The organism is Treponema sp. R80B11-R83G3 (assembly GCF_054786115.1).
In genome coordinates this window covers 1-14,506 of record NZ_BDHF01000039.1, presented here as the reverse complement: position 1 = coordinate 14,506, position 14,506 = coordinate 1, and the positions used below count along the sequence as shown (strand labels likewise).

The following is a 14,506-nucleotide window of genomic DNA, read 5'->3' as shown; positions in this document are numbered from 1 at the left end:
CCGGAAGCGTAATCTTTAGCATTGCGCGTAACAATGTAATCAGCGGAAAAACTTATCCCAACAACATATTGTACGGAATCCTCAAAGTCGCTCCAATCCAAATCAAGAGCCTCATAAATATTGCCGTCAGTTACCGTAGCAGGGTAAAAAATATGCAACAACTCTTTTATAACTTCTTTCGCAATCTTCTTTCCAAGTTTTTTTTGGGAAAGATAAAAAATATCGGTTACAGCCGAAGCGGAAATGTATCCTGTAAATTTCAATTGCTCAGCTTTATCAAGGATCGCTCTGGAACTGTCCTCAAACAAGGCATTTTTAAGAACTACATCCAGAACGACATTGGTATCAATGAGAACTTTCATTTTAGGTGTCTCGCCAGTCTTTCATCACGTATCTCATCGATGTTTACTTCACCAATATTTGAAAGGAGGCTTAGAAGCGTGTCCGTATGCGGTGTTTTCGTATTTGTTTGTAATATTGCAGGTTTTTCATCTTTCTTGACAAAAGGAATAACTTTAAACTCGACCTGCGCCTTCCCTGTCGGAACTTCACGAGGAACGTCAAAATCCAAATGCACCCGCCTATTTTCCGGTATCTCAACAGTCCGTGTAATAGTCATAAACACATCTCCTAATAAGGAAAATATAGCATGAAAACAATCAAAAATCAACAATCACTTTCCCTATTCAATGTACCCAATCAAAACACGAAATTTCAAGCAAAAACCCCCAAACAACAACACTGCTCACTACTCACTACTCATTCCTCATTGCTCATTTTTCTCTGCTCTCTGCTCTTTGCTCCCTCCTCTTTACTCTTTGCGCTAGATTTCAATATCCGCCCCCGCGGTTTCGTCTACCTTCCCTCGGAAGTGCAGACCGCCGAAGGCAACGCCATGTACGGCATAGGCGGCGGCGGCGACCTCGGCTTTGAAGTTGACCTATCGAGCGTATTACCAAATCCTCTCGGCATAGGCTACACATTAGGTGTCGAAGGCGGATTATTAATGAACAGCATACAAGGCGAAACCGAAAAGAATGTCAGCATCTATACATTCGGCGGCGGCATAGGCTTATACTACTTCCCATTGTCCCGCCTCTTTATCCGCGCCGACGGTTCTCTCGGCGTCTACATTCCTAGCATTGACGGAAACGCAGACAATTCAAGTTTATACTGGCGAGGCGGCGGCGAAATAGGCTTCCGTTTTACCCCCGGCTTCACATTAGCGGCAAACGCAGGTTGGCGGCAGTTCGATAAGGAAGGTAATATCTTCAGTTCCGGTCTTTATGCCGGATTAACCGCGCAGATAACATTTCAAACAGGCAAAGAAACAAACCGCGAAACCGTAGGAATAACATTTGACCAAGACGGAGAAGTATACCCCGCGTTCATGCAGATATATCAGAAAAACGCCATAGGCACTCTTACTATCCGCAACAACGAAAACGCCGAAATCCGTGATGTGCGTGTAAGTTTCCGCGCCGCCCCCTACACGTCTTCGGAATACCCATGCGGCACACTTTCTTTTATAGCGAGAGGACGCAGCAAGGAACTCCCCTTACTGGCTGACTTCTCCTCGGAGATATTACGCTTTACCGACAAAGGGCGCATACTAGGCGAAGTAGTAATCCGCTACCGTTTCTTAGGAAAAGAACGAACAGCCGTGCGCTCGGTAATACTTGCAACGCGCAACCGCAACTCCGTAACCGAAAACGACCCCGCCGCCCTTGCCGCCTTCATCTCCCCCAACTCCCCCGAAACAGTAGACTACGGCAAATTCATCGCGGGGCTTGCCCGTAACGACCGCCGCGCCGGACACAACCAAAATTTCCAGTACGCAATCTGGCTCTTGGAAGGATTAAGGGCGGGAGGAATAAAACTCGTCAAAAATTACACGAACAAAGACGAAGTACAGTACCCCGCCGAAACCCTGTCTTTCCGAAGCGGCAACGCCCGCGACCTTGCCATACTCTTTGCCGCAGGGCTAGAAAGCGTAGGAATACCCGCCGCCTTCGTCCAAACAGAAAACGACTTCCTAGTAGCCGTTTCCCTGAACGCAAACGCAAGCGCGGCAGAAACCCTGTTCAACGGCGCAAGCAAAATATTGATAATAAACAATCAAGCATGGCTTCCCCTGTCAATGTCCGCTTTCACCGAAGGCTTTACCGCCGCATGGACGCAGGGCGTAAAAGTGTTAGGCGAAACATTTAAGACGGGGAAACAGGCTGATTTCGTCATGGTAGAAGAAGCGTGGGCAGACTATCCCCCCGCGCCCCTTCCCGAACAAGGCGGACGCGCCGTCCGCACCGATACTGCGGCAACGGCAAAAGAAGTAAACCGCGCCATACAACAGTACATCGACACCGAGATACAGCCCATATTGCGTAACGTACAGACGCAAGCGGGCGCAAACCCAACCGCCGCCATGTACAACCGCCTCGGCATAGTGTTAGTACGCGCCGGACGAATCGCCGAAGGCAAAACAAACTACGAACGCGCCGCAAGCATGGGATCAGTCCCCGCCATGACCAACCGCGCCAACCTTGCCATAATCGAAAAAGACTACGCCACAGCCGAGCGATGGTTCAAACAAGCATTAGCAAAAGAACCCAAAAACGCCGCCGCAATAAGAGGCTTGCAACAAATAGCGGAGAGCAAATAATTTGGCTGTCAGCCAAAAATATATTTTAGGAGGTATTTTATGAAGAAAATTTTAGTTTTATTAGTCATGCTGTCTGCCATGACAGTCTGCGTATTCGCGCAAAGTTACACCGTGCAAAACGTAACAGGCAGGGTACAACAGGAAAAGAACGGAAGCCGCATTGAGGTCAAAATCGGAGAAACCCTAACCGCCGGAACAGTCATCTACACCGGCGTAGGCGCGACCCTCGTACTGAAAGAAGGTGAAAAGTCATTTACCATTACAGCCGCCCGCAGCGGAAAAGTATCGGAATTGGCAACCTCATCTTCTGGAGTACGCATAACAGGAAACGTGGCAAAGACGGACACAAGCGCGATCAACCGCACAACCGCCCAAGCCTCAACAGCGTCCGCAAGAGCCAGCGACGCCGCCGCAGACAACGACATAACAGCGGAGTAGAGAACAGTGAACAGTGAGCAGTTAGCAGTTAGCAGTGAGGAATGAGTTATGAGTAATGAGTAATGTAACTAATCTGAACATTAAACAACAAGACAAAACCTCGTACAAAAATCACTGCTCATTGCTCACTGCTCACTGCTCATTTCCCCACCCCCTAATCTTTGTTATTTGTTACTTGTTATTTGCAAATTCTCTTTTCGCCGAAAACGAATTCACCCTCTCCCTAGCCCCAACCTTTGAAACTCCAATCGGCGCGGAAAATTTAAGTTCCGGCATGGGCGCGACCGTTTCCCTTGACTGGTCATTTGCGCGTATCGCAAAAAACATTAACTTTGGATTAAGCGCCGGAGGCGGCTTTTCAAGCCTAGCCGCGCAGATCGGCAGCCCCTTTTCAATCTATGAAGGAAAATTCGGACCGTTTATCCGTTGGAAACCTAGTACCCAAAAGGGTACGCTTGACCGTTGGGCTATCCGCGCCGGAATAAGCGGAGGCGTATACCAATATTCAAGAAACGAAACAAGCGGAACAAAAGCCACAGCCGCCTTCGACATAGGCGCGGAATTCCGCATACTGCCTCATTTGTCGGTATTTGCCGAAGGCGTATACAATTATCGTGTATACGATCCGCCCACACCCATTACCTCGATAAACGCCACATTGGGCATACGTCTAAACCTCTCCGAAATAATGACCGGCAGATCAAGAGTAAGAATTGAAAAAACTGAACAGTACCGCGTATTTCCCGTTTCATGGGCATGGTACGAACACAACCCCATAGCGAAAATAAAAATCACCAACGAAGAACCCAACGCCATAACAGCGGTAAGCCTTTCTTTTTTCATGGACAGTTTCATGGGACAGCCTTGGACATTCGCAACCATACCGCGCATTGCAAGCGGCGAAACCATAGAAATTCCCGTAACCGCGTTATTCAATGAAGTATTAATCAACCTGACAGAAAACACCAACGCAGTAGGAACAATAAACATCCAATACCGAAGTTTAGGCGCGAAAAAAGAAAGCACGTCAACGGTACAAATGCCCATATTTCACCGTAACGCCTTCAGTTGGGAAGACGACCGCCGCGCCGCCGCCTTCGTCTCCCCGAAAGACGGCTCCGTCCGCATCTTTTCCCGCTATGTCGCAAGCGCCATAGAAGGGCAGGGGCAAACAGGCAACGCTCCGCAAAACGTCCGCTACGCCGCCGCCCTATTTGAAGCCCTTCGCATATACGGTATAAGTTACGTGGTAGTACCCGCCACCTCATACAAAAATCTTTCAGCTAACGAAGCCGCCCTCGATAACGTCAGCTACCCCTATCAGGCATTATACTATCGAGGCGGCGACTGCACCTATCTTTCAATATTATTCTGCTCATTACTAGAAGCGTTAGACGTAGAAACCGCTTTTATCACCGTCCCCGGACACCTCTACATGGCATTTGAAGTAAACGACAACAACTGGCAGAAAGACAGCAAAGACATAATCGAACAGGAAGGCAAAGACGGCAAACGCCGCCGATGGCTACCCGTTGAAATAACCGTCCCCAACGAAGGCTTTACCCGCGCATGGCGCATAGGAGCCGGCGAATGGCGGCGCTACGGAAAAGAAGCCGCCCTCTACCCAATCCGAGAAGCGTGGGAATTATACCCGTCAGTAACCGTCCCCGCCTCCGGCGACCACCCACCCGAAATGCCCGACACCGCCGCCATAATCCGCGCAACGGAAGCCGAACTGAAAAAACAGTAAGCCGTAATAATTACTAACAGCTCATTTTAATTTGTGTATTAGAGAGCAAGGACAAGGCGCAGGGAAAAGATTCTTGAATGTCTCTTCCCTCTCTTTCTTCTTTGTGATCTTCTCTTCCTTTGTGATCTTCGTGTGAAATCTTCCGAACCTTAATGAAACAAAGAAAACCGCAGAATGAGCGCCGCAAAAACAATGGAAACCATTGAAAGCAATTTTATCAAAATGTTAATTGACGGGCCGGAAGTATCCTTAAAGGGATCCCCGACAGTGTCGCCGACAACCGCAGCTTTGTGCGGGTCAGACTTTTTGCCGCCGTGATTTCCCGCTTCGATGTATTTCTTCGCGTTATCCCATGCGCCGCCTGAGGTTGCCATCATAATCGCAAGGACAAAGCCCGAGGCGGTCGCGCCCGCCAACAGGCCTGCTACGCCGTTTACCCCAAAAATCAGCCCGACAATGATTGGCGAAATAATACCGGCTAAAGCGGGAAGCACCATTTCTTTTTGCGCGTTACGGGTGCAAATGTCAACACAGGTGCTATAATCCGCTTCCGCAGTGCCTTCCATAAGACCCTTGATTTCCTTGAACTGGCGGCGTACTTCTCTAACAATGCTCTGTGCCGCCCTGCCAACCGCGCTCATAGTCATGGATGAAAAAAGGAAGGGAAGCATTACGCCGATAAAAAGGCCAATCAGCACGGGAGGATTGTTAAGCTCAAGCCTCAATTCAAAATCTGGTTTGTACTTTGGTATATACAATTTGATCTCGTCAATATAAGCGACGATTAAAGCCAAAGCGGTGAGCGCCGCAGAGCCGATTGCGAAGCCTTTGCCGGTGGCGGCGGTGGTATTGCCAAGTGAGTCAAGGGCGTCGGTGCGATTCCTAACTTCGTGAGGCAGGCCGGCCATTTCGGCAATGCCGCCGGCGTTATCTGCTACAGGGCCGTAAGCGTCTGTGGCAAGCGTAATGCCAAGAGTGGAAAGCATTCCTACTGCGGATATGCTAACGCCGTAAAGCCCTGCTGAATAACTGGCCGCGCCGCCAGCCGCATAAAAACTTACCATAACAGAAATACTGACAATGACTACCGGCATAAGGGTGGAAAGCATACCAAGTGAAATTCCGCCGATGATAATTGTGGCCGGCCCGGTAAGGCTTGCCGCGGCGAGATTCTTTGTGGGGCTGTAATTATCAGAAGTAAAATATTCGGTTACAAATCCGATAAGAACGCCTGCGATCAGCCCGGACAAAACTGCAAAATAAACGCCGATGCGGCTTGGATTGTTGGCGCAATCGAGGCAGTAGTAGATTACTGGGAAAGCGGCAAGTGCGATGATCGCTGAGGAAATATACGTTCCTTTTCGCAATGCGCCTAACAGGGTTTTTTGTGATGCTTTGTCGCCGCAGCGGACAAAGAAACTTCCGATAAGAGAAGCTATCGTCCCAATGGTTGCCATAAGCATGGGAACAACCGCCCCGCCGAAATCATAGTGCGCTGAAACCGCAAGAGCGATGGTCGCGACAATGGAGCCGACATAGGATTCATAAAGGTCTGCGCCCATGCCCGCAACGTCCCCTACGTTATCGCCAACATTGTCCGCAATAACAGCCGGGTTACGCGGATCATCTTCGGGGATTCCAGCCTCGACTTTTCCAACAAGGTCGGCGCCGACATCAGCGGCCTTTGTAAAGATGCCGCCGCCTACGCGGGCAAAGAGGGCCATGCTTGAAGCGCCCATACCGAAGGTCAGCATCGCCAGAGAAATACGCTGTATCTGCGCGGCTTCAACAGTCAAACCACCGGCAACCAATTCCATAATTGCACTTGAATCGGGCGTATAAAACACGTACTTTAATAAGAAGAACCAAATCGACAGATCTAAAAGCCCCAGTCCAACTACGGTAAAACCCATCACCGTGCCGGAAGAAAAAGCGACACGCAAGCCCTTGTTCAGGCTTTCAGACGAGGCTTGCGCCGTTCTTGAGTTAGCTGAAGTCGCGATCTTCATTCCGATAAAACCGGAAAGGCCGGAGAAGAAGCCGCCGGTGATGAACGCGAAGGGAACAAAGGGCGTTAAAAATTTTGTAAACGCCATGATTCCCAAAACAAAGAACATCACGATAAAAAACAGCCCAACCCCCGTGTACTGCCGTTTCAGGTAAGCGTTTGCCCCTTTCCGTATCGAGGCGGAAATTTTCCGCATGATCTCGTTGCCTTCAGAAAATTTCAAAACTTTCCTTGCCTGATAAGCGGCAAAAAGCAAGGCAATGATTGACCCGAGTGGCACTATAAAAAATAGCGTGTTAATGGATATTAATTGATTCAAGATAAACCTCCTGTAATTGAGTTGCTTTAAGGAAAACCGGCATTTTAAAAATGGCCCGGCGAAAAGACTCAATTAATTTAATTTAAATATACCAGTTTCTGAATTTTCAGTCAATATTTCGTAATTTAATAAATAACAAAGGGGGAATGTCTTTGCATGTTGCGGATTTTAATAAAATATGGTTTTATTTGCTAATGAATGAGTTTTATGCGACATTTATTCCCGGCTTACAGAACTTGATTGCTGATGTAATAAAAGAGCGTCTTTCTGACGCTAAGATTCACAAACTGCTTGACGGAGCCGTTTTATTTGAGACCGCAACAGGCTACGATAACCTTAACTTTTTTTGCTTTAACAATATCTTTGCCGTAATAAGCGTAATGGATCACTCGGATAACGATGTTAAGCCTAAAACCGCGCTTGAAAAGCACATAAAGTCGGCGATAAAAAACAATGCCGCCAGCGAAGTTATTAGCAACAACAGCAAAAAATTTAACACTTTCAGAATTGTCGCCTCAGCCGAAAACGTTCCGGCGGCAATTGATGATGAACTGAGAGCAGACGCTGAAAGTTATATTTCTCAGGTTTCCGGCTTGAGAGTGAACAGAAGCCTGCCTGACGCTGAATTTTGGTTTTTATTCAGAAGCGAAAAAAAACAATGTAATTTCTCAGTTTTTATGAAACGCCTAACCCTGCGCCCTTCTTGGGAAAAGACGCTTCACAAGGGAGAATTGCCGCCGCCTCTTGCGTGGTCATTGTGCCGCCTTGCCCGTCTTGTAAGCGGCGATACCATTCTTGATCCCTTTTGCGGCTATGGTTCAATTCCTGATTCTGCGTTAAAACATTTTCATATAACAAAATTTATCGCCTGCGATAATAACAGGGAAGCAGTCTTGTACGCAAAGGCAAGATTTAACAAGCGCAAAAAAGAAGACTTTGTTTTTTACGAGGCTGATTTTTCCGCATTGCCTTCCCTTGTCGCCGAAAAAAGCATTGACGCTATTGTTACAGACCCTCCGTGGGGAGAGTACCGGGAAATTAACAAGATCGCATTTTATAAAGAGATGTTTGATGTTTTTCATAAATTGCTTAAAGAGGGCGGAAGGGCGGTTGTGTTATGTGCAAATAGCGATGTTTTTTTACGGGCGGTACCGGATTGTTTTAAGTTGGAAAACAGCGTGCCGATACTGCTTTCGGGGAGGAAGGCGGTTGTTTATCAGTTTATTTACCACGAATAAAGAGCGAACTGGGGAGAGAAGAATTTACCACGAACCACACGAACCAACACGAACAGCTACACGATGTATGCCCAAGGAATTTCTTCAGTACAGGCGGACAGGCTGCGCACGCTGTAAAAACATCTTTCGGGCGTTCCCCGCCGGAGAGACTTGGGAATAAAACAAAGAAAATTCAGAGAATAAGAGTTCGGCGACATACCCTAGATAAAGCTTTCTACCCACCGCTGTTTAGTCGCCGAAAAGCTCACAGCCAAATAAACTCACGGCGTAGCCGTGTAGATCAATAATGCCGCACGCTGAGAGCACCAATAAATGCCGCAGTCCCCAATAAAAGCAAGGCCGCCTTTAGGTGGCCGCCAGTGCGAGGCGGACTCTTACGAAGTTTTTACAGCGTGCGCAGCCTGCCCGCCTGTACTGAATAAATTCTTTGGGCATACATCGTGTCAATCCAACTGATCCCAAGCCGGCAAATAATCATCATCGTCTATAGTATCAGGAATCACAATTGGACTATTTTTTTTGTTATTTTGGTTTTGAGTATTCTGCAATTCGGGGAATAAATCCAACTGCAATTTCGGTCTGGGAATATTATCAAGAAAAGAAGTGTCTATATCACCAAGTTCGTTAATATGCGCAGAGGTTGTAGAAGGGAGTTTCGCGGTAGCTCCGCTTCCGTGCACATCACAGTAACGGCTTGGAACGGTACCTGATAGAAATGGGAGATAAATTGTTTGAGGGCATGACTTTGTCGCTAAAAGCCCCGATTCCCTGCAAACGGCGGCATCCGCAACTCCCGACGGGCGCGGAAAACTTTTTTGCGGAAGACCATTGTGAATATCGCGCATATAGTTGCCCCAAAGAGGGGATGTCAACATTTCGCCTGTTTGCGAAATTCCCAATGAATTGCCGGGTTTGTCAAAACCGTACCACATTGCTGTTGTATAATAAGGAGTGTATCCGACTACCCACGCGTCTGACCAGTTTTGCGTAGTTCCGGATTTTCCGGCAAGAGGCATTCTAAAAGTTTTTCCGTCCCTATCCTTGTAAGTTAACTTCGATCCGGAGCCGGTTCCATAAGCAAGAGTGCCGCCGGTAACAACAAACTCCATTAATCTGGTCATGACATAGGCGTTTTGCGGACTGACAATCTGACCGTTATTCGCTAACCGCTGCTGTCTTTGACGCACGTCTCTTTCAATATCAAATACAATTCTGCCATTACGATCTTCAACCGTACGAATTGCGATTGGAGAAACATTACGCCCTTGATTTGCAAAAACCGCAAATGCCCTTGCCATCTGTAACGGTGAAACGGAAATGATTCCCAACCCCATTGGATAATAACGCGGAAAAATACGCCGTATTTGAGCCGGATCAGTAATATCCAAAAGAGAGGCGGATCTGCTGATGGCGGCGTCAAAGCCGATAGTTTCCAATACTTTTAACGCGGGAATATTTAACGATAACGCAAGCGCGGTGTAAAGCAATAAAGGCCCTCTCCACTTTCCGCCGTAATTATTCGGAACATAGAAAGTGCCGTCCTCATTATGAAACGCCATTGGCGCGTCATAAATTAATGTCGCCGCCGTAAACTGTTTGCTGTCTATAGCTGCTGAATAATACAATGGTTTATATGACGACCCGGGCGTAACGCTGGCTTGAACAGCGCGAATAAGCTGATTCGATTCGTCATATTTTGATCCGCCAATTGCGGTAATAAACCCTGTGTCGTTTTCTATCGTAATAAGAGCGCCTTCTACGACATTTTCTTCTATATTTATTCTAAGCTTCTCAAAACCGGAAACTGTCATTTCTTTTAAATCAGGAAGATCAAAAAGCAAAGCGGCCATATCAACTACAGGGTTAACAGTCCGCGTGTAACGTGAAATTGCCCTGGCCTCGTTTTGCCCTGAAGTGCCTATGCGAATGTCTGTAAGATTAAAAGTAAGCGTTAGCAGATTTACAATAGGCAGGTAAACCCGTTCCGCCTGAACATTGCTTCTTCTGTTTAACGCCTTGTATTCGATATTTGCCTTTTCAAGCCCTTCGGCTAAATAAATATCTGCGGCTTTCTGATGATTAAGATTTAAAGTCGTATGCACGACATAACCGTCGCGGAAATAATCTCTTGTGCCGTACATCATTACGTCAAGTTCTCTGCGCACATATTCGCTGAACCACGGGGCTTTGTCTTCACGGGTAAGATACGCGGATAGGGCGGGTCTTGTATAATCAAACTTGTCCCAAAAAGCGTTGAAGGAGGCTTCCGCTTCGTATTTATCGGCATAGCCAAATTGAACCATACGCTCAAGAACAAAGTGCTGTCTGTTTCTTGCCAGATTTGGATTTCTTAACGGATCAAAACGGCCTGGACCTGAGAGCAGTACGGCTAAGACCGCAGATTCGGCAAGGTCTACATTGCGCGCGCTGTGATTGAAAAAATATTTGCTCGCGGTTTCTACTCCGTAAGTGCCGGGACCCATCGGCATATAATTAAGATAAATCTCTAAAATTTCATTTTTCGTGTAACGCCTTTCCATCTGGAAAGCCCACCACAATTCCCTGATTTTCCGTTTTATAGTGCGTTCATTCCTATCGCAATACAACGTGCCGGCTACCTGTTGGGTAATTGTAGAACCGCCGCCCCAGCTTTTCTTAAGCAGCATCCCCATTACGGCGCGCGTAATACCGCGAATACTAAAACCGTGATGACTGTAAAAATCAGGGTCTTCGCGGGATATAACCGCGTGAATCAGATGACGCGGAAGCTCGTTTAAGGAAACCATTTCGCGCTTTTCATCCGATGCAAATTCGGTAATTATGTTATCGTTAATATCAAGAAGTTTAGTCGGAAGCGCGGGAGCCAATTCAACATAATCTTCCTGATTTTTTGTATTTGCCGTCATCGCAAGGGACAGACCAAGACCTATACCTATTAAAATTACAATTAAAATAGTAAAAAAGGCGATTAATTTGACAACAAGGGAGGAAAAAAAAGCTCCTCCTGATTTTCCCATGTTTATAGAATATAAAAATTGCAGTTTTTAGTCAAGTAGGAAGTCTTTGCCGGAGTTAACCCAATTACACGGGATTAATGGCTAAATCGCGTCTTAATTTTCTTAATTCAAATATAATTAAAATCCCAGTAATAATAAAAGAGAAGCCGTCGGCAACCGGAGCGGCGGCAACCACGCCCCAAAGTCCCCATATCTTGCCAAAAATAAGTATACATGGAATAAGGGCGATACACTGTCTAAGCATAGAAAGAAAGATCGATATTTTCGGGCGGCCTGTGACTACAAACATATTTGTTGAAACAATCTGAAAGCCCGCGACAGGCAGTAACATCAGCATTATCCTCATCGCCCGAGGCGCGAACCGCATGAGCGCGTCACTTCCGTCAGGCACAAATACCCTAACCAAATGAGGCGCGAAAAATTGAGCCACGGCAAACCCAAAAACGCAAATTATCGTCGCTGCCCCTATCGCGCCCAAATATGCGCGTAACACGCGGCGGAATAGCTTTGCCCCGTAATTATAACCCAATATCGGCTGCGCCCCCTGATTAATCCCAAAGACGGGCATCAGTATCAACATCATAATGGAACCGTTTATATTCATTCCCGAAAGAACAACCGCGTCTCCGTTTGCCACTCCAAGAGCGGCTGCCCCGTACCAGCCCACGCTTTTGTTGTACAAAAACTGCACCGCTGACATCATGAACTGAAGCAGAAACTGAGCGGAACCAAAAGCCATGATTGCCTGAACAACGGAAAAATCAAGTTTGAAAGCGCGGGGATTAAGCCTTACCACCGCTTTTTTGCTTGTGATAAAAATAAAAATGAAAACAAACGAGGCAAACTGGGAAATGATAGTCGCCCAAGCCGCTCCTTTTACTCCCCATTTAAACGCAAAAATAAAAATAGGATCGAGTATTGTATTGAGTACCGCTCCCAAAATCATGGAGAGCATTGAAATTGTAGGAAAGCCCTGCGCCCTTGTACAATGAGACAGCCCAAAGCTAACAGTGAAAAAAACCATACCGTAAAGAATTATGCGAAAATAATCTTTCGCGTAACTGATAGCTTCACTGCCCTCCGCTCCCATCATTAAAATAAGCGGGTCAAGGAAATAAAGCCCGACAATCATCATTACAACAGAAATGCCTATCAGCAGGAAAAAACAGTGATCCAGCGCGTTTTCAGCGTCCTGCCGCCGCCCCTGACCAAGACGCATGGAGATCATGTTAGCCGCACCAATGCCAAAAAGCATGGAAAAAGCCATACCGACAGTCATAAGCGGCAGTACGAGGGAAAGTCCTCCAAGGGCGATTTCGTTCACGCCCTGGCCGACAAAGATGCGGTCAACCACGTTGTAGAGCGCGTTTACCAACATTCCGGTTATCGCGGGGACAGAGAATCTAAGCAATAGTTTTCCGATAGGCTCGGTGCCTAACCGGCTCGCGGCATCTTGGTTTTCAGGCATATATATTTAATAGCAGAAACAAAGAATTTAAACAAGCCTATTAAAGTCATGAAAACATCTTAAAAACTGAAGTTTTAGATGTTCCCTTAAGGCTGATTCACCATTCCTGTAAATAAAATTTGACTGCCGCCGTCATAGGTGTATTCGTATAGTATAAATACAAATGGCCTGTCACAGATCATCTCAAACGGTTGGTTAGGCTGAGGACCACCAGCTGCGCCATCGCCTACCATTACCGTTACTGCGGCGGCAGTAGTGCCTTTTTCATCGACTTTAATGACGGCCCTTTGTATCGCAGCTGACAACCATACGGGTATATTTTCTTCGAGCAGCCCGCCGGTAAGAGGAGCGGAGTCTTCATCAAACAGGGGAACACCCAGCAATTGGAGAGCTTCTTTTAAGCCTTTAATGTCGTTTTGTATTGAAAAGCGCGGTAACAACAACTTGCCTTCGGCTAAAAAAGAATCTTGTTGAATTTCATTAAAATACTCATTGGTCATGACAGAAGAAAGTAATTCTTTCGCGCTACCTACCTTTGGAAGCAAGATATACATTCCACCGCCATGCTTAAAGCCAAGCAGAATAGCCTGTATTTTTTCGTCTTCATAATAATATTGATCTCTGTCATCGCGTAACATATACCATGCCGTTGTATCTCCGGCCGGCGCGTGGAAGACTCTCTCCTTTGTTTCACTACGATTAAATTCCCGACCCCACCGATCTGAAAAATAAATAGCGTTGGCAATAGCGGCAACGGTTAACGGATCAAATTCCTGTACTAGATTGGTAATCAGTCCGTTTGTGTTTTTACTTGCCCAACGGTTTACCGCGTCTACCGCATCACGGGAAGAGAAATCAACATTGATGGAACTGCCCCGGTAATAATCCATAAAAGTTTGAGCGAACTCCTTGCGGAGCGTTACATTATTTCCCACAAAAACAGCGTTGGTAATCTTGAGGGGATTATAGTATTCATCTCCGTATTCCTTGTCCCGTAACTTTGTTAAATCATATAACATCCGGGAAGACGCTTTATTCATATCATTCTGATTAATTCCCGCCGCGCCAAGAGCGGTTAAAAGAGCGTCTTTATGTTGATCGGTGGTGGCGTTGACAAGAGCAGCCAGAGGCATCCACACCGAATAAGGTGAGCAGACAAAATTTTCACTACCGGCGTTTTGCGCTAAAACCGCGCTCAATCGAAACGCAAAGTCATTGGCTCCATACGCGGCGGTTCTGAGCGCCTGATTATCCTCGCCGTATGTCGGCGCTAGGAGCGCTTTTGCAGTAACTTTTACAATATTAATAGAACCGTCATTGTCATTGGATAACCCACAAGAATATGTCAGAAAAAAAACTGCAACAAAAAGAATAAAAATAGAAATATTTCTCATTTTATTTCTCCTTGTATAGCAATATACAACATATTACTAGTTTTTTCAAGTTTTTTTATGATGACACTGCATGAGTTACAAAAATTTTATATGCGCGGTTTAAGTTTGGGGTAAAATAATTACATTTAAGACATTATACCATAATCATCATAATTTTGGTTTTGACAATACAAAACAATGGATTTTCAATGACAATATACGCAACATTTCAT

General features: G+C 46.4%; 10 protein-coding genes. 4 read left to right on the top strand and 6 right to left on the bottom strand.

Features of this window, described 5'->3' with window-relative positions; translation table 11 throughout:
* Together ACYVRH_RS07105 and ACYVRH_RS07100 are read right to left on the bottom strand one after the other, a co-directional pair.
* On the bottom strand, positions 1-362 hold a 362-nt coding region (locus ACYVRH_RS07105; protein WP_461256235.1), incomplete at its 3' end, for a PIN domain-containing protein.
* A complete protein-coding gene (locus tag ACYVRH_RS07100; protein WP_461256234.1) occupies positions 359-619 on the bottom strand; it encodes a hypothetical protein in 261 nt (86 codons plus the stop codon). The genes ACYVRH_RS07100 and ACYVRH_RS07105, both read right to left, overlap by 4 nt.
* 30 nt (positions 620-649) lie before the next feature.
* Between ACYVRH_RS07100 and ACYVRH_RS07095 the strand changes: the two genes are divergently transcribed.
* The 3 genes from ACYVRH_RS07095 to ACYVRH_RS07085 are packed head-to-tail and all read left to right on the top strand — an operon-like array spanning position 650 to position 4,850.
* Positions 650-2,662, top strand: a complete 2,013-nt coding sequence (locus tag ACYVRH_RS07095; RefSeq protein WP_461256233.1) for a hypothetical protein — start codon at positions 650-652, stop codon at positions 2,660-2,662.
* A 39-nt stretch (positions 2,663-2,701) separates the two neighbouring features.
* Positions 2,702-3,100, top strand: a complete 399-nt coding sequence (locus ACYVRH_RS07090) for a hypothetical protein (protein ID WP_461256232.1) — start codon at positions 2,702-2,704, stop codon at positions 3,098-3,100.
* Positions 3,101-3,155: 55 nt separating this feature from the next.
* On the top strand, positions 3,156-4,850 hold the full coding sequence (locus ACYVRH_RS07085) for a hypothetical protein (RefSeq protein WP_461256231.1): 1,695 nt from the start codon (positions 3,156-3,158) through the stop codon (positions 4,848-4,850).
* A gap of 149 nt (positions 4,851-4,999) precedes the next feature.
* Here ACYVRH_RS07085 and ACYVRH_RS07080 read toward each other — a convergent pair whose 3' ends face one another.
* Positions 5,000-7,177, bottom strand: coding sequence for a sodium-translocating pyrophosphatase (locus ACYVRH_RS07080; RefSeq protein WP_461256230.1), 2,178 nt, complete (start codon positions 7,175-7,177; stop codon positions 5,000-5,002).
* Positions 7,178-7,323: 146 nt separating this feature from the next.
* On the opposite strand from ACYVRH_RS07080, the gene ACYVRH_RS07075 reads away from it, so the two are divergent.
* Entirely contained in the window at positions 7,324-8,415 is a 1,092-nt protein-coding gene (locus ACYVRH_RS07075; protein ID WP_461256229.1) for a TRM11 family SAM-dependent methyltransferase, read from the top strand.
* A gap of 443 nt (positions 8,416-8,858) precedes the next feature.
* Here the strand turns inward: ACYVRH_RS07075 and ACYVRH_RS07070 are convergent, their stop codons facing one another.
* The 3 genes from ACYVRH_RS07070 to ACYVRH_RS07060 all read right to left on the bottom strand — a co-directional run bounded on the left by ACYVRH_RS07070 (position 8,859) and on the right by ACYVRH_RS07060 (position 14,294).
* Positions 8,859-11,432, bottom strand: a complete 2,574-nt coding sequence (locus ACYVRH_RS07070) for a penicillin-binding protein 1A (RefSeq protein ID WP_461256228.1) — start codon at positions 11,430-11,432, stop codon at positions 8,859-8,861.
* 64 nt (positions 11,433-11,496) lie between these two features.
* Positions 11,497-12,900 (bottom strand): MATE family efflux transporter, encoded by a 1,404-nt coding sequence (locus tag ACYVRH_RS07065; RefSeq protein WP_461256227.1) that lies wholly within the window; start codon positions 12,898-12,900, stop codon positions 11,497-11,499.
* Between the two features lie 86 nt (positions 12,901-12,986).
* The gene (locus tag ACYVRH_RS07060) at positions 12,987-14,294 is read right to left on the bottom strand and encodes a serpin family protein (protein ID WP_461256226.1); all 1,308 of its coding nucleotides are present in this window, start codon (positions 14,292-14,294) and stop codon (positions 12,987-12,989) included.
* Positions 14,295-14,506 lie beyond the last annotated feature (212 nt).